Origin of the sequence: Paenibacillus sp. V4I7 (assembly GCF_030817275.1) — a bacterium.
GTDB lineage: Bacteria > Bacillota > Bacilli > Paenibacillales > NBRC-103111 > Paenibacillus_E.
In genome coordinates, this window is sequence record NZ_JAUSZD010000002.1 from 3,238,020 (window position 1) to 3,257,902 (window position 19,883).

Genomic DNA, 19,883 nt, shown 5'->3' on the forward strand with positions numbered 1-19,883 from the left:
AGCGAGGACCCCGCGAATTATATCGCAGAGTCCTCTTATAGTGGGAAGCGGTTTATTTCAAAAATGCACTTCTAATGCTAAGTCTTACTCAAAAAGTATCGAAGCAGAAATCTCGATCTTTTTATCCTTCTTCGTGTTTTCATGGTGAATCAACAACCTTTCGAAAACTAAAATTGAATTCCGTTTTCGCTGTTTTTTAATACCACTTCCCACTTATCGTATGTTTACCCTTTTCCTAATATTTTGAATCAATAAGGGTAATATGGCTCTCAGAAAATAAAGTTTTAGATTGACTTGCTTGATTAAGCTAAAGGGCAGAATTGTTTTATTAATCCTATCCCTTGAAGCCAAAACAGTAATTCACTATTATTGGCATAATCGAACTTTGGGGTAATATGGGAGGTTTTTGAAATGGAAAGAAAAAACACTTTTAATGAAATTGCAGAAGAATACGATAAGTACAGACCAAGCTATCCTGAACAGTTATTTACTGATATCTTTGAGTTTGCGGCTATCAAGGAGGGCGATTCCATACTTGAGATTGGTTGCGGTACAGGTCAGGCAACGAAAGGTTTTGTTGAGTTAGGCTTTGATAATTTGACTTGCATTGAATTAGGTCAAAATCTAGCTGAATTTACTCGTGAAAAATTTAGAAACAACCCAAATGTTAACATAATCAATTCTCCATTTGAAACTTGGAAAAGTGAAAAAAGTAGCTTTGACTTGGCTATATCAGGTACAGCCTTTCACTTTATTCAGCCACAAGAAGATGGCTATCGTAAGGTCTTCGACTTGCTCAGCGATGAAGGTTCTATAGCATTTTTTTGGACCGTCCATGTTCCATCTTATGATGATGTTTCTAATCGAATCAGAGAAAGTTACAAGCGATATGCACCTCAATTAGATGATTCGAAAAACCCAACTATTGAAAAAATTATTGATGAAAGGTCAGTTTTAACTCTAAAGGATGGGTTGTTTAAGGAATTGGAAGTAAAGCAATACAATTGTAACCACAGCTATACTGCAAATGAATATATCTCGTTATTAAACACTAATTCCAGACATAGACTAATTCCCGAAGATGTGCGATTTGAATTGTTTGGTGAAATCATAGCAGCGATTGAAGAACATGGTGGTACTCTTATAAAACCTCAAGTAGTTGTTTTGTTCCATGCAAAGAAAAATATTAAGTGAAACCCAACAAATTCATTCGCTCAACTAACGGAAACTATAGCTTAATAACAATATGAAAAGGCAAACGGTCCAGGTGGATTGGTTGCCTTTTCTCAAGTAACGGGCAGTATACTTCCAAAATGTGGTATATTAAATTTGGTGATATTTATACTTATAAATCCTGCTTTTGTTGACATATAATCATTCACTGGCAGGCCGAGAAGTGACCGTCATCGGCGCCGGCGTCTGCAATGCACCCACTGATCCGCACGCTATGCTCGGCCGGGGCGCCTAGTTCCGGCTTAGTACACATGAATGGTTGGCATATGAATGCATATGATTATTAATTAATAAAAGGAGGACACTAAATTGAACGAAAAATATATACTTGTTTCAAGTATCGCTTCGGTTGGCATATTAAGCGCAATTTATATCGGATTTTTTGGTGGAAATACACAAGTTGAAGCAAATGCTAATGAGATTGCTTCTAAAGCACTTGATAAATTAAAGGTAAGCGGTGTTGAACACATTAAAACGACTTCAAAATTTAGTAAAACGGATCATTACAGAGATGTTAAAGGATCGAGAGAAGTTTCGATAGAATATAGGTCTGATGGTTCTTTAATAAAGAAGACCATTGTGGACAAGGCTGGGGAAAGGGTAATAGTTGTTGGCCCTGAGATTAATGGAAAACGGGAAGCATATACTTGGACATTACCAAAGGATATTGCTGAAGAAAATAAGGGATTATTAAAGGCCTCTTTGTTGGGTGAAATAAAAAAAGATCTCGATCAACAATCATGGACTTTTGATGAAAGTGTAAAAACTAAAGAACAGGTAATTGTTTTTAAGCAAGTAAAAAAGGACAACAATGAAAATAATGTAGTGAAAGTCTACACAGATTCTAAGACATCATTCCCAAAAAAGAAAGAAACATATCAAGTAGTTGATGGAAGTGAGGAATTAGTTAGTACAGAGGAATATAGTATTGAGAGTGACAATGACTCAGTTTTTGACACTTCAAAAATCTCACCAAAAGAAATTCCAGCACCAGTTACACCTGAGGCAACTAAAAAGGGCAATTAAACTTTATCCATCATTAAGACATTTTTCTCATATAAATCCCGGTTTTTCCTTCGTTAAGGATCAATCAGGCTTTTATTTTTTCTTTACCATCATGCTGCATTCGAAGAACAAATAAATACAGTCTTAAGAGATTCGGTTCGTTCAACATGGAGAGAAGTGGCTCTAGACATTAACCGCTATTTGAGTTGGGAATACGATAACATTAAGTATGAAACCATTGAAGAAGCACTGGAAAGAATAAGCAAGGAGGATTAAACTAGCGGAGAACGTTAGTTAAAAAATAATGGAGCATATCAGCCGGCAGTTGCTCTTTTTCATTTGAAGTAACTGGCAGGATAGTGGAAGAATTAAAAAGAGGTGTAGTTTATGAATAAACCATATGAACTTCAACCATTAAGATTACTGGGAGGATGGGCAGTAGAATGTAATAACTTTTATGAATGCGAACCTGATAGTTGCAATGATTTTGGTAAATATTTTGTTGAAGATTTATTGCAACTTACCAATAGTAACTATAATCTTATTCTCGACTTGGGTTGGTATCCAGATAGCGATCAAAACGGTACATTTAAACTATTATTAATTAAGGATTATAATTGGGAAAAACCATTAGAGAGTTTTGAAAGTAGGAATACAAAAGCAATTGTAGATAAAATTGAGTATTGGACAAACTTTGGTTTTTATCAAAAGTATATATAAAGATATTCTGTTATTACTCAGGCATTTATATTTATATTGTTAAACTAACGGAAACTATAGTTGAATAAAACATCAATGGACGAAGCTGCCGGCACGATCGGCAGCTTCATTACGTTAACGGGCAGTATTGCAGAATGAAAATCATTGAATATATTATCATTTCTGTGCATAATTATTCCAACATACTAAATAGGGATTGCTTGTGCACATCAGATAAACTTTAGTCGTGTTGCACATGCAAATAATCGTGTAGGAGTTGGTTGCAATGAATCTTGTTTGTGAATCGCAATTCATTAACGATTACTTGATCGTGACAGAAGAGATTGATTATGATCATCACTTGATTGCTGAATTGACTTCCAAATTGGTAGCCTCGTCACAAGATCAAGTGGATTTTATTAAAAAATCTTATGAATTTGTCCGTGACGAGATTGATCATTCTTGGGATATCCAGAGTTCTAGAATAACTTGTTCCGCGTCAGAAACATTGATTCATGGGGAAGGCATTTGCTACGCAAAAGCTAACCTTTTCTGTGCAATATTACGAAGAGCAGGCATTCCCACTGGCTTCTGTTATCAGCGTCTTACGATAGGGGACACACCAGACACAGGCTATTGCATCCATGCATTAAACGGTGTTTATGTTCAGAATTTTGAAAAGTGGATTCGCTTGGACCCACGAGGCAATAAACCTGGAATTCACGCAGAGTTCTCATTGGATGAAGAAAAACTTGCTTTTCCGATCCGAGAAGATTATGACGAGGCTGATTATTTGACGATATACAAGTCCCCCAATGCTAAGACCGTTGGAGCGTTAAAAAGTAATACTGACTGCATAAATATGTATCTCCATGGTCTACCTGATCATTTGTGATCATTAAGTTAACGGAAAACGTTAGTTTAACACCGAAAGGGCTGCCACGTGGTAGCCCTGTTCTCAGCTAAAGGGCAGTATAGTTGAAAAGCTAACGATATTTTATATATGACACAAATTGACATAATTAAGCTCTATAATTGGTGGTAGATCAACGAAAGGAGTAAGAAATCATGAAAGCTCTAAATGGAAAAGTAGCTTTGGTAGCAGGCACAACACGTGGCAGAGGAATGCTATGTAAGTGATGCGGGTGGTCAAGGAATAGCGATTCAAGTTGATCATTTCAAGGAGGAAAAATTATGTCCAATAATGTACGCCCTAGAAGAATAATTTTAGATTTAGCAGTTACTTTAGATGGATTTATTGAAGGGCAAAAAGGAGAAGTAGATTGGTGCATCATGGACTCTGATATGGGGTTCTCTAATTTTTTGAATCAAATTGATACTATTTTATATGGAAGAAAAAGCTACGATTTATGGGGACAATATACTCCAAAAACTGAAGATTCTGATACTGAAAAAGAAATTTGGAAATTAGTTCATAGCAAAGAAAAATATGTGTTTTCCGGAACGCAAAAAAGCATTGATAATGAAGCAATATTTATAAATGATAATATTCTTGAAGAAGTAAACAAATTAAAAAATAAGCCTGGTAAAGATATCTGGCTATATGGCGGAGCAAGTCTTATTACAATTTTTATAAATTTAGGGCTTGTTGATGAATTTAGATTATCTGTTCACCCTGTTATTTTGGGAAATGGAAAGCCTTTATTTATTGACATAAAAAAGAGGTTCAATTTGAAACTAGCAAATACAAGAAATTTTACCTCTGGCGTTGTTCAACTATGCTATCATCTTAATGAGAAGTAATAAAATTCAAAAATAACCATGTTCAACTAACGGATACGATAGTGGAGGAGCTTGATAATAGCAGCTCCTTTTTTTTGTTCATTAAAGTAACTGGCAGGTTTGTTTAAGAAGAAGGAAAAAAATAATAAGAGTTTAATGTATTATATTAAAAGAATGATTCGTGTAAAGATGAAAGTAATTCCTAATGTAAGAAATGGAGGGTACCACTCTTGTCTCAAGTAACTCTGAAAAAAATAACTTCTGAAAACTGGCGAGAAGCAATTGGACTTTCTGTAAATGTTGAGCAGCAAAAGTTTGTTGCCGCTGTCACACCTCCTGTTGCAATTGCTCTTGCCAAGGCGTACATCAGACCAGACGGCAAGACGGTCGATCCTTATGGGGTATACCAGCAGAATATCATGGTGGGTTTCTTCAATCTGCACTATACACCTGATAGCAAAGAAGACTATTGGCTTTTTCATTTTTTTATTGATAAAAGGTTTCAAAGAAGGGGATTAGGGTCTGCTGCGATAGACGTGTTGATTAAGCACATCAAAGACACCCATCTTTTTTGCCATCGCATTCGCTTGACTGTACATCCTGAAAACGATGCAGGCAAAAAATTCTACACGAGGCTTGGATTTACCGATGAGAATATTCTTACATACGGTGAACCGACATACTCCATTTATATTTAGGCGTATCTTGTTCAACTTACGGGTAACGATAGCACTATAATAACTCAGGCTGCCGGTATACTTGGCAGCCTGTTCAAGTAACGGGCAGATTAGCGTAATAGATGACACGAATCTCCTTGAAATTAGCAACCTATTCAAATAAGTAAGCCAGGGCAGGATTATACAGATAATAAGATTTTATTAATTCAACAGGACGGTAAATGACTCAATGGTCATCTGCCGTTTTTTATAATTTTAACGAGTGGTTTGATTTACAAAATGTGGTAAAATTATTGGTGAGGTTCTTATGAGGACTTTACTTATTCGATGAAAGGTGGAAATTTTCATGGAGAGAAATCTTTTACTGGCAATTTCATTTTTAATGGGATTTGGTTTACTTATTTTCCCTACTCCAGAAATGTTAACTTTCGATGGTACTCATGCTCTAGGAACCTTTTTAAAGAACACATTAAACATATTTGGTATACTATTAATGGTATATAGTAGTATAGAAGTCGTTATTAAATTATTTAAGTCACGAAATTAAGTAATAATGTATTGCTAACATAGAACATTAGTTAAATAACTACACGAAGGCAGCCTAATGAATGATTCGGCTGCCTTCGTTACGGGCAGTTAACCGCAACTAATGGTGATTTTTATCGTCATTAGTGGGTAGGAATAATTTTACGATGCTGCTTCAGAGTCATGCGGGCGAGCTTCATCTGCTCCCGGCGCTTCCGGCAGCTTGGTCAACGGGCTTCGTTCAAGGGCTGCGCGCTAGAGGCGGCTATACGGTCGACTTGGAATGGAAGGACGGCAGTCTGACGAAGGCCGTAATTGCCTCTACTGCCAGTGGACCATGCTGTATCCGAAGCGCGATCAGTTGTTCGATTACAGTGGAAGGGAAACCGGTCGAATCCGAGAGGCCGGCCGGCCTTCTCCGCTTTCATGCGGATGCCGGCGTCGTCTACACCGTGCTTCCGGATTGAAACGATTGCTTGCGTCAACGCCAATGCCCAAGCAGGGAAGAGTGAAATAAAACCGCTTGTCGCTGCAGTTTAATCCGTGATCAAAGCAGAACTAGGCCGCACTAGCATTGGCCGGTAGATGACCCTCGGAATTCGTCAATTCGTCGGGGGTCATCTATTTTTTGTCCAGAAACGGAAGCGTACGAGGGACGATATCGCCGCGTTCTATGCGGATCGCAAACCGATTTGAACGGCGGCAACGGGATGCTATTGTCCGGGCACCTTGCCATCCGATCTTCAAAAATGACAACGATTTCTTAAGAATGTTGGCTTTCGACGCTCTGATTCGAAGAGTATACTGAAAACAAAGGAGGAGCAGATATGGAGTTGGATACACGCGTAACCGGAATTAAGGGAAAAACAGAACAGCGAACGCAGTTTTGGAAGCGGTTTAAAAAACAAAAAACGCTGCACCTGTTCGTTGGGCTCGGCATGATATTTTTGCTTGTCTTCGCCTATACGCCGATGTTCGGCATTCTAATGGCATTTAAGCAGTATTCCATCTCTACCGGAATTAAGGGCATTTTTACAAGCGAATGGGTGGGATTAAAGCATTTCAAGGAGTTCTTTAATGACTATCAGTTTGGAACAATCGTTCGAAATACGCTGGCATTGAGTCTGCTAAAAATCCTTTTTGCTTTTCCGGCTCCCATATTGCTGGCCATTCTATTAAGCGAAGTAAAAAATTTGAAGTTTAAGCGTTTTGTCCAAACGATCAGCTATTTGCCCCATTTCATCTCGTGGGTTGTCGTCGCAGGCATCGCTTTCGCCTTCCTGTCGACGGATATCGGGATGGTCAATAAAGCGCTTCTAGGGCTAGGCATAATCGACAAGCCGCTTGACATATTGACGAACCCCAACTATTTCTGGGGACTGGCGACTGGAAGTGCCGTCTGGAAGGAGATGGGCTGGTGGACGATTATCTTCCTGGCCGCCATAGCGGGCATTAACCCGTCATTATACGAAGCCGCGCAGATCGACGGAGCGGGCCGCTTGGCTCGAATTCGCCATATTACGTTCCCTGGAATGAAAGGAACGATCGTCGTTGTACTTATTCTGACGATCGGAAGCATTCTGGGCGGAGGATTGGTGGGCTCCAACTTCGAGCAGGCGTTTCTGTTCGGCAACAGCATCAACAATCCGACCTCGGAGATCGTGCAAACTTATGCGTTTAAGGTCGGATTAAGAGACGGGAGATTTTCCTATGCGGCAGCGATTGATTTGATCCAGTCCGTCATTTCCGTCATCCTGATTTTCTCCAGCAACTACATTGCCAAACGCACTTCGGGATCAAGTCTATTCTAGGAAAGGGGAGCGTGCATGCAGCTCAGCCAAAAACAAAAAGATCGTATCATGGACGCTATGATTTATGCATTACTAGCCATTCTGACGTTATCGATGCTTTATCCGTTCTATTACGTCCTGATTCTTTCCTTCAATAAAGGAACCGATTCGCTTCTTGGGGGCGTCTATCTATGGCCAAGGACCTTTTCCTTTGAAAATTACGCGCGATTTTTGGATGACCCCCACTGGTACCGTGCTTTTTTGGTCACGATTATGAGAACGCTTGCGGGAACCGCCCTAGGCGTCCTTTTTACCTGTTTGGTTGCTTATGGGCTGTCTCACCGCGATCTTCTGTTTCGCAAAGGTTATTTCACGGTCATTATATTCGCGATGTACTTTTCCGGCGGTTTGATACCGTATTACGTCGTTCTGCGCTCACTGGGGCTGCTGAACACGTTTGGTGTCTATGTCATTCCTTCCATGTTAAGTACGTTTTTTCTGCTGATAGCCATTTCGTTCTTTCAGGAAATTCCGAGTGAACTCAAGGAGTCGGCTTACATGGACGGGGCTACCGAGCTCGTTATTTTCTACCGGATCATCCTTCCCGTCTCTATGCCGCTGATCGCAACCATGTCGCTTTTCTTGGGGGTTGGTCAATGGAACTCTTGGCTGGATTCCGCTTACTTCGTGCAGTCGGAAGGTCTGCGGACGCTCGCTTTCCGGATGATGGAGGTTATCAACAAGAGCAATGCGCCGATGGACGCTATAGCCGTTGCGAACAGCGCTTCAGCGGGCGTCACCAGCTATTCTCTTCAGGTAGCGGCTATGGTTATATCTATCGCGCCTATCGTGTGCGTCTATCCGTTCCTCCAGAGGTTTTTCATTCAAGGCATTATGCTGGGTTCCGTGAAGGGTTGATTTTGTTGGCATGATATTAAAGCGTTTGCTTTAATATAAACATCACTTGTTGGAGGGGTTATTTTGAAAAGAAACAAAGGGAAGAAGGCACTGCTCTTATCGCTCATCCTAATGATGACGATAGCGCTGATGTCCGCATGCGGAAATAACAACGATGGTCAAGTCAATAACTCGGTGGGGAGCGAACCGCCCGCCAAAAGCAACGAGGTGAAGGAGCTATCCCTGTTTATCGATGCCTCCTGGTATCCGGTGAAGGAATGGACGGGAGCGGTTGCCGAGAAAATTACCGAAAAGACGGGAATCAAGCTGAAAGTGACAGTAGCCACGGACGACAAGCAGCTTCCGCTCATGATCGCGTCCGGCGATCTCCCGGATCTGGTTTTTACTAACGCGAACATCGAACGGATGTCCGATTCGAAGCTTTCTTATCCTTGGAACGAGCTGATCGAGAAATACGCGCCTGACTTTAAGATCGATCCGATACGAATTGCGATCCACACGATGGATGACGGCAATTTCTATACGGTGCGCAACTCCTTCGCGACGCAGGAGGAAATGGCGCAGAACAAATACTCGGTCGGCAGCGACGGCAACCCGGGTATCGCGGTGCGCGAGGATATTCTGCAAGAGCTCGGCAATCCGTCAATAGACACCATTGACGACTTTATGAAGGTTTTGGGCATGGTCAAAGAAAAATATCCGGACATGATCCCTCTGATCATGGACAAAGATTGGATCGAGCAATACTTCCTGACGCAGTTCGGCGTCGAGGGCCTTCTGGACGGCTGGTATGAGCGGGACGGAAAAGTGGACTATGCGATCAGACAGCTGAAAATGCTGGATTTCTTCAAGTTTATGAACCGTCTGTACCGCGAAGGGGACATTCTGGCGGAGAACTTCGCCTATACGAACGATCAGATCGACGATCAGTATGCGACCAGCGGGAAGGCATTCGCGCATATGCATACGGTCAGCATAGCAGACTCGGACAATATCAAGGTCAAAAACGCCGGCGGTTCGTATACGTTCCAAATGCTGCCTAGCTCCATTTCGAAAGATGCGAAAGCGGTCAGCTCCGGACTGGGCTTTGCAGGTACGTTTATCACGAAGAAAAACAAGGACCCGGAGGCGTCGATCAAGTTCCTTCAATATCTGGCGAGCGACGAAGGCAAAAAGTTAACGATGTTCGGCGTCGAGGGCGAGCATTGGACCTGGAACGACCAAGGGTATCCGAATTTGAAATACGATCCGTCCGACGCCGATTTCGTCAACAGCAACGGAATCAAATGGTGGTACCTGTACAACGACGGCGTTACGGAAGGCATGTTGAGCTACGTACCGGGAGCGCAGAAGACGAAAGCGTTGATGGAAAGAAAGGCGTTCACGGTTTACAAGCCGGAGCTCGGCTTGATTCAGCTGCAGCCGGATTCGGACGAGAAGACGATCAAAACGAAGATCGACGAGATGATCAAAAACGAGAAGGTTAAAATCTACTTGGCGAAGTCGGAGGAAGAAGCCGTGGCAAACTACGAGAGCATCGTGAAGAACGCCGAGAAGATCGGTCTGGATCGCTTGGTGGATTGGGCTAACCAAACCTATCAGAAGAAGAAGGATTTGTTTAAAAAATAAGACTGGGTCCGTCAGGAGCGCTGCGCGTTCCTGACGGACTTTGCACGCTATATTGCAGGTGAAGGCAAATGGGAGAACGGAAAGGCGGGAAAATGATGAAGCTGGAGTATGATTCGCCCGGTACGGCATGGAAAGAGGCTCTTCCGATTGGCAACGGACGGCTGGGAGCAATGGTGTTCGGAGCAGCGGAAACGGAAAGAATCCAGATCAACGAGGAGACGTTGTGGTCGGGGGCGCCGCACGATTATAACCGGCCTGACGCGGGGCAATATTTGCAAGAAGTCCGGAGCCTGATTTTCAATGATCGGATCGAGGAGGCGGAGCGGCTGTTTCTGGACCGCATGATGGGCGAGCCGATCCATCTGCAAGCCTACCTGCCTTTTTGCGAGCTGAATCTGGCGTTCCCCGGGCATCGCGAGGTTACGCGATATCGGCGTGAATTGGATCTGCGGCGGGCGGTGGCGACCGTATCCTATGAAGCCGACGGATGCGAATACACGCGCGAAATCTTCTGTTCCCGCCCGAGCGGCTGCCTGGTGATTCGGCTTTCGTGCGGCGAGCGGGGCAGTATCGCCGTAGACGCGTCTTTGTCCAGCGTCCACCCCGATGCGTCCGTTCAATCGGACGGCAGCCGTGCGATTCGGCTGACTGGATGGACCGGAACGCGCAAGGGTCCAAGAAATTGGAGCGGCTCTTGGGAAGGTCCGGGACTCCGATTCGAAGGGAGGCTCACGGCTTTTTGCGAAGGCGGCTCGTGCGCGGCCGGCGACGGCGGCCTGCGCATAGCGGAAGCGAGTGCCGTAACCCTCGTTTTTTCCGGAGCGACAAGCTTCTTGAACTACCGGGACATGGGGGGCGATCCTTCGGAATTGAACAATCGGTATATGGCGCGCGTCTCCGAACGACCTTATCGCGAGTTGCTGGACGAACACGTCGAAGACCATAAAGCCTTGTATGAACGAGTCTCGATAAGGCTGGGGGGAGCCGGGGCGGACGAGCGAACTGGCGGCAAGCGGCGTCCGACGGATCGGCGCGTACACGACATTCGGGAGACGGAGGACCCGTCGCTCGCCGCGTTATATTTTCAGTTCGGCCGGTATTTGCTCATTGCGTCTTCCAGACCGGGCGATCAGCCTTCCAACTTGCAAGGCATATGGAATGAAGAAGAATGGCCGGAATGGGGAAGCAAATGGACGACCAACATCAACGTCCAGATGAATTACTGGCCGGCGGAGGTCGGAAACTTGCCGGAATGCCACCTGCCGCTGTTCGATCTGATCGACGATCTTCGCGTCACCGGCGCGCGCACGGCGGAACTCTATTACGGCGCGAAGGGCTTCGTCGTCCACCACAATACCGATTTATGGCGCGCCGCGGCCCCGGTCGACATCCATGCCGGAATATGGCCGATGGGCGGGGTATGGTTGGTCCAGCACTTATGGGATCACTACGAATACAATCCCGACCTTGACTTTCTGAGGGTACGGGCCTACCCTGCCATGAAAGAAGCCGCCCGATTCGTGATGGACTTCCTGGTGGAGGCTCCCGAAGGCGTCAAATTCGCCGGTCTGCTGATTACCAATCCTTCCTATTCGCCGGAGAACGCGTATCGGGACGGCCACGATCGAAGAAGGCATCTCACGATCTCGTCCACGATGGACGTGCAGTTGATCCGAGACTTGCTCGAACGTTGTTTGATCGCAAGCGAGCTGCTGGGCGAAAATTCGGCGTTCGAACACGAAATCCGAAAGGTTCTGGACCGGATCCCCCCATGCAAATCGGACGATTCGGCCAATTGCAGGAATGGCCGGAGGATTGGGATCGACCGGAAGATTCGAACGGCCACGTTTCTCACCTTTACGGCTTATATCCCGGCAATCAGATATCCGAGGATACGCCCGAAACGTTCGAGGGGGCGCGCAAAAGCCTCGAGCTTCGCCATCGGAGCAAGGACCGAATCCTGGCTTGGCCGGCTGCTTGGCGGATAGCGCTGCACGCCAGATTGCGAGACGGGGAGAGCGCGCGCAAGCGGCTCGTCGATCTCTTGGCGGGATCGACCAATCCGAATCTGCTCAATCAGCATGAGCCGTTTCCGATGCAGATCGACGCCAATTTCGGCGGAACCGCGGGCATTGCGGAAATGCTGCTGCAAAGCCGATCCCGCTATCGAAACGGAAAAGCCGAATACGAAATCGAATTGCTTCCTGCCTTGCCGGAAACATGGCCGGAAGGCTCCGTCTCGGGCTTTCGCGCCAGAGGGGGATTCGAAGTCGGCATGACTTGGGCGGAAGGAAGCTTAATCGGCGCCGAGATCCGTTCCCTTTGCGGAATGCCTTGTACGCTGCGCTATAGGAAGCGATCGATCCGATACACCGTGAAGGCTGGCGAATCGTTTCAATTTGATCCGTTCTCACGTTAACCGGGGTTTGCGGAATTGCAAATCTGGAAGGGATGCGCCTCTATCGGAATTCTTTAGTACATGATATGTTAACGATATATGGATTCCACATCGGAGGGAAACGCCGCCTTGAGCATCATGCGCAAAATCGTGCTTGGTTACGTGATTATGATCTTTATCCCTGTTCTGGCATTCGGTTATCACTATTACACGCAAATCTACGGCAACCTGACGCAACAATTCGTGGAGAGCAGGCAGAAAATCCTGGAGCAGGCTTACGCCAATCTGAAAACGGATTTCGCCCGAATTCAGTCGGTCCACCGGGTGCTGCAATACAATCCTTACTTGACCGATTATCTGGACGGCGTATACGAATCCGACGCGGACAGCATCTACGCGCTGACCCGCTATATTCTCCCGCTGAACACGCAATCGATGTTCGCTAATCCGGAGATCGAATCCATCGTCATTTATAAGATGAAGGATCGGGTATTGCCCATCACCAATCTGTTTCGCGATCGGTCTATGCTGGATCCGCAAACGGAACAAACCGTCTCGTCCCTGAAAGCCGGACAGGGGAAATGGCTGCGCGCCGATCCCGCGGCGTCGGATCCGGACCTGATCTATTACCAGTACATTTACAATACGCAAATTACGGAGCGAATCGGCCTTCTTGAAATTCGGGTACGCAAAAGTTTAATCCATAACTTCTATGCGGCCGCGGGTGTGGAAGGAAGTTGGAGAGCGTTGCTGTTGTCCGGACAGGGCGATCCGTTGACGAACGAAGCGCCGGCGTTGGACAAGAAGACATTGCGTCTTCTGCAAGCGGATGACAGGAAATTTTTTATCAACCGGCAAACGATCGTCAATCAGCTGAAGCTCGAGCCGCTGGACGTTCGCGTCATCGTCACCGGTCAGGTGGGAGACGTATTCCGTTCCGTGAAGAAGAAGGAAATCGTCTTGGTGACGATGATCGTGCTGCTGTTGATCGCTTTATCCATCGCCTATTACCTGCTGGCTTCGACGATTACCAAACGGATTCTTCGGTTGGCCCGGCATATGCGTACGCTGAACGACAATAACCTCAGGCAGCTGACGATCAAAAACGGCAAGTTCGAAAAGGATGAAATCGGCTTCCTGATCGTCACCTATAACGCGATGGTCCGGCGAATGGACGAGCTCATCAACAACGTCCACCGAGCTGAAATGCGCAACAAAGAAGCGGCATACCAGGTGCTGCAAGCGCAGATCAAGCCTCATTTCCTCTATAACACGCTCGAGACGATCCGCATGGTCGCCGAGGCTAACGACGACAAGGAAGTCGCCGATATTTCCTTCTGGTTCGGGAAACTGATGCGGTACAGCTTGTCGTCCGCGCGGGAAGAAACGGTTCTTGCGGAGGAAATCGAGATGGTTTCCTTTTATATGAACATCCACAAAATGAGGCTCCAAAGCAGGCTGACTTTTGAAATTCAAGTTGCGCTGGATGCCGAACGGCTGGCTTGTCCGCGATTCCTTTTGCAGCCGCTTATCGAAAATGCGATCGTGCATGGAGCTTCCGCCGTCCTTCGACCCGTCCATATCTCGCTGCAGGCGACGGAAACGGAAAGCGAGATTACGATCGACGTTACCGACAGCGGCAACGGGATTACGCCGGAGAAGCTTCTCGCGCTTCGCGAACGGCTGTCCAGGCACGACGAGCCTAGAAAGGCAGAGGAGCGGGTCGGCGTAGGTTTGAAAAACGTCAACGAACGAGTCAAAAGCTTCTTCGGAGGAGAATCCCGACTGGAAATCCTCAGCGAGTCGGGCAAAGGAGCCTGCTTGCGCATTATCATCGTGAAAAGGAAGGTGGCGGACGTTGAAGATCTTGATCGTAGACGACGAACCTTTGATTCTGAAAGGGTTAGTTAAAATCGTCGAGGAAGTCGCGCCTGTCGGTTCCGACATTTGCTCGGCCCTCAATGCCCCGGAGGCATTAGAGACAATGAAGCGCTTTATGCCCGATGTGACGATAACGGATATCCATATGCCGGAGAAGAACGGATTCGAATTAATTCAGGAGGCCAGGCTTGAGGGGTTATGCGATCGATTTATTATCCTGACCGGCTATGACGAGTTCGACTATGTCCGTCAGGCCCTTCGCTCGGGCGTCGTAGATTACTTGCTGAAGCCTTTGGACAAAAAGGAAATCGCGTCCCTGCTGAGCCGCGTGAAGGAGGAGCTCCCCGCCGCATCGGATTCGGATTACAGTCGGCACGCCGAACGGATATTGGCCTATTTGCAAATGAACTATATGAACGATCTGTCCCTCGACCATCTTGCGGATCGCATGAGTCTGCATCCGAATTATATTAGCAGCTTGTTCAAGAAGGAGACGGGAGACACCCTCGTCAATTACTTGAATGCGTTACGAATCCGGGAAGCGCAAAAGCTGCTGAAAACGCAGCCTCATTCGACCGTTTGCGCGATCAGCCGGCAGGTCGGCTTCGATACCAAGCACTACTTCGCGAAGGTGTTCAAAAAATACACGGGAACGACTCCCGGCACCTACCGCGAAAATCAAGAAGAAATCGAACGTCATGAATCGCCTAATACCTGAAGGTTTTCTTCATTCGCGCTTCACAGGCGAACAACTTAACAATTCCTTGCTTCATTTTCTGACGGGGATTAATTTCTTGAAACCAGAGGTAATATGGTAACCCTGTCAAGAGATTGGGCAACAGGGAATATCGAATCCGTTACTAATACAGCAGGCAACGTTTATTCATATGCATACGACATCATGGATCGGATCAAGAGCGTCATTTTCCCATTTCAAGGTTCGCTAGGCGCGGTTAAAATCAATAAATCGAATTCATTCAGCTACGATAAAAACGGGAACCTATTAGCCGTTACCGATCCGAACGCAAAAACCTGGACAACAGTCCAATACAATGAACAAGACGATATTAAACAATTGAACGAAACAGTTACATGGAACGGGACTCCATTTGTAAACTCATGGACGTTTGGTTACGATAATAAATCCGGTCTCCTGAACAGAGTCGGTTTCCCGACTGCACAATTTGCACTAATGGGATATGATAATGCAGAACGTTTGAAAGATTTATCATTTGGCAACAGCGCAGCGGTTTCCAAAAGCTTCGCATACAACTATGATTTGAATGGAAATTTAACATCTTATGGAACTGGAGCTTCTAATTTTACAGCGAACTACGATAAAATGAATCGTGTAACAAAAGTGGCTGAACCGACCACGTCGAATTATTTGGAAAACAATTACGATGACGAAGGTCGTCGTACGAAGCTTCGCGTGTATAATGGAACATTAGGCTTTGATTGGAACTACGACTACACGTATGATAACTCTGGCAAACCGAAAAAGTTCCATGATGCCTCATACAACCGCGATTCCTGGTATTTGTTTGACGAAGCAGGTCGGCCGGTGAAAACGTACAACAGCAACACTAGTGCAACCTTCAACGAATATGACCAAGAAGGTCGTACCATACAGCTTCGAGCAGAAATTGCGGGCGCGACAGTAGATAAGTTCCGTTACGAATACGACACGGGAAGCAAAATCACGAAAATCTGGAGCGACATGGACGGCTCGTGGGTAGAATACACTTACGATTCGTTAGACCAGCTTTTGCAGGAGAAATACTCTGCCGGAACAATCATCGAGTACCAGTACGATGAACTAGGGAACCGAACGAAGGCCATCAAGAATGGTGTGGCCACCACGTACACGTATAATCCGGAGAAAAACCGCCTTGTTTCTGTTGGTAGCAATAATTATTCTTATGACGCGACAGGTAACGTAGTCGGCGACGGATCGTATACGTACGTATGGGGTGACGATAACAAGCTCAAGGAAGTCAAGCAAGGAAGTAATTCTGTTGCTGCCTTCACGTATGACGCTTTAGGTAATCGTGATACACTTTCCACAGGAGGCATAACTAAGGAGTACCATTACGATGGGAACTTCGTCACTTATGTCAAGGAAAGCGACGGCAAAATCTATCGTTTCGCTTACGATCACAACGGAAGCCCGATCTTCATGAGCTATCAAGGCAGTCAGTATTGGTACCACTATGATGAGCATGGGAACGTCATTCGGATGACGGATAGCAATGGTACGACCGTGGTACAGTATAAATATGATGCATGGGGCAATATTACTTCAACAACATCGACGAATAGCGTCATTGCAAGCCTAAACCCATACCGATATGCGGGGTACTGGTACGATGAAGCGACCAAGAAATACTACTTGAATGCGCGTTATTACGATCCGCAGATTGGACGCTTTCTGTCCAAAGACCCGATTGCGATCAGAATCGGGAGCGAGCTCAGCTTAAATGCTTACAGCTACGCCGATAATAATCCTGTCATGCATGCAGATCCTGAAGGCAAGTTTATCGTCCCGATTATTTTTGCCGCTTTTTATGCCTGGTCGCTCTATGACAGTTACAGGTCCATTAAACAGGATCCAAGCGCGGTGAACGTTGCCATTAACGCAGCTGGCTTTATTAATCCGAGTGCTAAGTTAGGATCTAAAGTTACTAAGATTGCAAGGGCTGCTAAGATTGGAAAGGGTAAAGCAATTGGTGCGTGTAATTGTTTTACCGCTGGGACTAAGGTCCTTACAGACGAAGGGGAGAAACCTATCGAAGTCATTGAAGTCGGAGATATGGTTCTTGCTAAGTCTGAGTATGATTCTAATGGAGAGTTGGCATACAAAGAAGTAACTGCTTTATATCGCAACCAACGTGATGATATTATAAAACTATACGTTGGGGAGCAGATCATCGAGACGACAGATAATCATCCGTTCTGGGTTGAAGGAAAAGGGTGGGTCTACGCCGATGAATTGCTTGTGGGCGATAAGCTACAAAAGGCTGATGGAAGCAATCTTACGATTGATAAGGTTGAGTTCGTTAAGCTTGATGAGCCAGTTACGGTTTATAACTTTACGGTTGCTGATTATCATACGTATTATGTGACTGATTTAGGGATTTGGGTTCATAACACAAGTTGTGGTCCAAATGGAACATTTGTAAATGCAGATTATCATGGAGCAACAAATAGTGGTAAAAAGAATAAAGCACCGAATGATGGTCAAACAGCATTAGATAATTCAATATCAATAGGACCAAATACTGACCGAAGAATAGGGATAAGTAATAAGGAGTTCGTCGTATTAGATAAGACTCGTGACGGAATTTACCATGGTCACGCTAGGTCATGGGGCGAACTCGATCAAAAAATGCAAGCTATTTTTAGAAAAGCAGGATTGGTTGATAAGAAAGGAAATATTAAATGAGTAATTATTTTTCTATTCATTTTACTAACGATGCCAGTTTTCAATTTCTATCGGAAAAGTCAGTAACTAATAAATTTGATAATGTAACTGTGTTCTTTGAAGGTAATCATGGGAAAATATGTGTTTTTAACGATGTAATTCAAGAAGCGATAATTACTTTATATAACGGATTGAAAAATCAAGTTGAACTAAATTCAGATATGGAGGTAGGTAATCTAGGGGAGGACTGGAATATTTGGACAAATAACTTAGCAGATATGGCAGAAGATGATGAGAAAGATATATTCAGCAACTATTGGATGTGGTCAACAAGAGATTTCCAAACATGGATATATCGAAAAAATGAAAAATCATATATTGAGATTAGTCCAAGCTATAGATGGCACTATGTAGAACCTACTGAGGATGAAAACATTACGTCCTTTAACGAATTTCTTGAACATTATCGTGCTAATGTTTTTGAACTATCGTCTGAACAAATAAAAGACATTATTGAATCACTTGAGGTTATGAAAACAGAATTAAATATAACTTAGTGATTAGACCTTGGGGGTGGAAATCCTCAAGGTCTTTCTTTTACGCCCTCATAATGAAGAGAATTCTTATGGCAATCTTGGCATGCTGCTTGATGTTACCTTCGTATGCATTTGCTGCAAAAGAAGTTGAAGCGGTTGAACTCAGCCCTATCACACTAAACCATAATATACATAGTTTAGAATCCAATATAAATCTCTATACCGCAAGTCTGCCCGTCCTTCTGTTTAGTTTAATGATGGCAAAAAAATAGAGGGCGAGGTTAACAACCCATATATTTCCATATACTGCACGCATTCTTCACGCCGCCTTGGATGATCGATATTATTTATTTTCTTAGTAGAAATAAGCAACGCGGAATTAGGCACACATACTAAAAAAATCAAGACTAAAACCCTTATTAGGAGTTGTAGTCTTTGATTTGAAGACGAGTTTAGTAACTGCTGATGGAACCACTAAACGAATATGTATTTGAGTTAGTGGGTACCCGAGAATTTGACGTAATATTTAGTAGTTGAACTGATACCAGTAAAGTAAACGTGGCCGCTGCCACCCATAACAGGCCACTAACGGCTGGCTTTTTCATTTTAATTACGTAACATTGCGTAATTAATTTGTCTAGAGTCCGTCCGCCTAAAATCTTTTTGCATAAAACTTATAAAATTTCAACAACAATCAATTAATTAATGTCGGGTGACAAGAACATATAAGCTTAAAAGTCGCGTAGTTGCGGCTTTTTTTGTTTTAACGATATATGTTCTTGTCAAAAGCCAATGACAAGAACATATATCGTTTGCCGAATGATGACAAGAACTTGTATTGTTATGCGCAATTGAAAACCTTTCTCAACAACAGGTTAAATTAGATGAATTTAGAACGTAAGCTGGAAAGGGGCAACGATTGAGCTAACAGGCAGGATAGTTACAATATATGGTACTATTGGGATAGCACAAATGGGAAATTGAGCATTCATTGAGGGGGACAGGAATGGCAACCACAGTAGGGCTTATCCGGCACGGTGTGACTGAATGGAATAGTCTTGGTAAGGCTCAAGGAATATCCGATATACTCTAAGCGAAGAAGGAACAAGGCAAGTGTGGGAATGGCATAAAAATAATTTGAACTCAAAAACAGATTGGATAGAAGGATTCGTTAAGCACATAAATAGATGAAAGCACGATTTTATTTTGAGATGGTGGTTGTTTGAATGGAATATACAATAGCTAACTACAAGGACTTTGAACAATTATATTTACATGATGCGGAACGCAACCTATTACGGTTGATTATGGGAACAAACAAGTAAGTGTTCGTGTAATTACTCCTAAAATGGCAGGAAATCCATCATCCATTTTGTTTTTAATGTCGCTGGACAATAGAAATCTAGATATATCAAGGCTTAGATT

16 protein-coding genes and 1 pseudogene are annotated in these 19,883 nt (G+C 44.5%); all 17 read left to right on the plus strand.

All coding sequences use genetic code 11. The features are described 5' to 3' along the window. Window positions 1–411: 411 nt before the first annotated feature. The 17 genes and pseudogenes from QFZ80_RS16005 to QFZ80_RS16085 all read left to right on the plus strand — a co-directional run bounded on the left by QFZ80_RS16005 (window position 412) and on the right by QFZ80_RS16085 (window position 18,479). Complete coding sequence (locus QFZ80_RS16005; protein WP_307559945.1) at window positions 412–1,194, plus strand: class I SAM-dependent methyltransferase; 783 nt, start codon at window positions 412–414, stop codon at window positions 1,192–1,194. 348 nt (window positions 1,195–1,542) lie between these two features. Further along, a complete protein-coding gene (locus QFZ80_RS16010; RefSeq protein WP_307559947.1) occupies window positions 1,543–2,259 on the plus strand; it encodes a hypothetical protein in 717 nt (238 codons plus the stop codon). Window positions 2,260–2,625: 366 nt separating this feature from the next. Beyond that, complete coding sequence (locus QFZ80_RS16015) at window positions 2,626–2,958, plus strand: hypothetical protein (RefSeq protein WP_307559949.1); 333 nt, start codon at window positions 2,626–2,628, stop codon at window positions 2,956–2,958. Between the two features lie 265 nt (window positions 2,959–3,223). Beyond that, on the plus strand, window positions 3,224–3,832 hold the full coding sequence (locus QFZ80_RS16020; RefSeq protein WP_307559951.1) for a transglutaminase-like domain-containing protein: 609 nt from the start codon (window positions 3,224–3,226) through the stop codon (window positions 3,830–3,832). A 299-nt stretch (window positions 3,833–4,131) separates the two neighbouring features. Next, entirely contained in the window at window positions 4,132–4,701 is a 570-nt protein-coding gene (locus QFZ80_RS16025; RefSeq protein WP_307559953.1) for a dihydrofolate reductase family protein, read from the plus strand. Between the two features lie 209 nt (window positions 4,702–4,910). Next, on the plus strand, window positions 4,911–5,378 hold the full coding sequence (locus QFZ80_RS16030) for a GNAT family N-acetyltransferase (protein WP_307559955.1): 468 nt from the start codon (window positions 4,911–4,913) through the stop codon (window positions 5,376–5,378). Window positions 5,379–5,703: 325 nt separating this feature from the next. Further along, window positions 5,704–5,904 (plus strand): hypothetical protein, encoded by a 201-nt coding sequence (locus QFZ80_RS16035; RefSeq protein WP_307559957.1) that lies wholly within the window; start codon window positions 5,704–5,706, stop codon window positions 5,902–5,904. Between the two features lie 145 nt (window positions 5,905–6,049). Beyond that, complete coding sequence (locus QFZ80_RS16040) at window positions 6,050–6,349, plus strand: glycoside hydrolase family 95-like protein (RefSeq protein WP_057304610.1); 300 nt, start codon at window positions 6,050–6,052, stop codon at window positions 6,347–6,349. Between the two features lie 360 nt (window positions 6,350–6,709). Beyond that, window positions 6,710–7,693, plus strand: a complete 984-nt coding sequence (locus tag QFZ80_RS16045; protein WP_057304609.1) for an ABC transporter permease — start codon at window positions 6,710–6,712, stop codon at window positions 7,691–7,693. Window positions 7,694–7,708: 15 nt separating this feature from the next. Then, the gene (locus QFZ80_RS16050; protein ID WP_057304608.1) at window positions 7,709–8,590 is read left to right on the plus strand and encodes a carbohydrate ABC transporter permease; all 882 of its coding nucleotides are present in this window, start codon (window positions 7,709–7,711) and stop codon (window positions 8,588–8,590) included. Between the two features lie 63 nt (window positions 8,591–8,653). Then, on the plus strand, window positions 8,654–10,219 hold the full coding sequence (locus QFZ80_RS16055; protein ID WP_307559962.1) for an extracellular solute-binding protein: 1,566 nt from the start codon (window positions 8,654–8,656) through the stop codon (window positions 10,217–10,219). 95 nt (window positions 10,220–10,314) lie between these two features. Next, a pseudogene (locus QFZ80_RS16060) lies at window positions 10,315–11,847 on the plus strand (glycoside hydrolase family 95 protein); the annotation flags it as partial. A gap of 62 nt (window positions 11,848–11,909) precedes the next feature. Next, a complete protein-coding gene (locus QFZ80_RS39075) occupies window positions 11,910–12,638 on the plus strand; it encodes a glycosyl hydrolase family 95 catalytic domain-containing protein (RefSeq protein WP_373460102.1) in 729 nt (242 codons plus the stop codon). A gap of 117 nt (window positions 12,639–12,755) precedes the next feature. Beyond that, window positions 12,756–14,528: a sensor histidine kinase gene (locus QFZ80_RS16070; protein ID WP_307564138.1), complete on the plus strand. Its 1,773-nt coding sequence runs from the start codon at window positions 12,756–12,758 to the stop codon at window positions 14,526–14,528. Further along, window positions 14,476–15,216, plus strand: coding sequence for a response regulator transcription factor (locus QFZ80_RS16075; protein ID WP_028554791.1), 741 nt, complete (start codon window positions 14,476–14,478; stop codon window positions 15,214–15,216). The genes QFZ80_RS16070 and QFZ80_RS16075 overlap by 53 nt, the downstream gene beginning before the upstream one ends. A 93-nt stretch (window positions 15,217–15,309) precedes the next feature. Then, window positions 15,310–17,943, plus strand: a complete 2,634-nt coding sequence (locus QFZ80_RS16080) for a polymorphic toxin-type HINT domain-containing protein (protein WP_307559969.1) — start codon at window positions 15,310–15,312, stop codon at window positions 17,941–17,943. Then, window positions 17,940–18,479, plus strand: a complete 540-nt coding sequence (locus tag QFZ80_RS16085; protein ID WP_307559971.1) for a hypothetical protein — start codon at window positions 17,940–17,942, stop codon at window positions 18,477–18,479. The genes QFZ80_RS16080 and QFZ80_RS16085 overlap by 4 nt, the downstream gene beginning before the upstream one ends. Window positions 18,480–19,883: the final 1,404 nt, after the last annotated feature.

Coding starts and splice junctions, on each gene's coding strand:
- QFZ80_RS16020 (WP_307559951.1), top strand. CDS start 3,224: ATGAATCTTGTTTGTGAATCGCAATTCATTAACGATTACTTGATCGTG.
- QFZ80_RS16050 (WP_057304608.1), top strand. CDS start 7,709: ATGCAGCTCAGCCAAAAACAAAAAGATCGTATCATGGACGCTATGATT.
- QFZ80_RS16035 (WP_307559957.1), top strand. CDS start 5,704: ATGGAGAGAAATCTTTTACTGGCAATTTCATTTTTAATGGGATTTGGT.
- QFZ80_RS16070 (WP_307564138.1), top strand. CDS start 12,756: ATGCGCAAAATCGTGCTTGGTTACGTGATTATGATCTTTATCCCTGTT.
- QFZ80_RS16005 (WP_307559945.1), top strand. CDS start 412: ATGGAAAGAAAAAACACTTTTAATGAAATTGCAGAAGAATACGATAAG.
- QFZ80_RS16040 (WP_057304610.1), top strand. CDS start 6,050: ATGCTGCTTCAGAGTCATGCGGGCGAGCTTCATCTGCTCCCGGCGCTT.
- QFZ80_RS16085 (WP_307559971.1), top strand. CDS start 17,940: ATGAGTAATTATTTTTCTATTCATTTTACTAACGATGCCAGTTTTCAA.
- QFZ80_RS16045 (WP_057304609.1), top strand. CDS start 6,710: ATGGAGTTGGATACACGCGTAACCGGAATTAAGGGAAAAACAGAACAG.
- QFZ80_RS16080 (WP_307559969.1), top strand. CDS start 15,310: ATGGTAACCCTGTCAAGAGATTGGGCAACAGGGAATATCGAATCCGTT.
- QFZ80_RS16015 (WP_307559949.1), top strand. CDS start 2,626: ATGAATAAACCATATGAACTTCAACCATTAAGATTACTGGGAGGATGG.
- QFZ80_RS16025 (WP_307559953.1), top strand. CDS start 4,132: ATGTCCAATAATGTACGCCCTAGAAGAATAATTTTAGATTTAGCAGTT.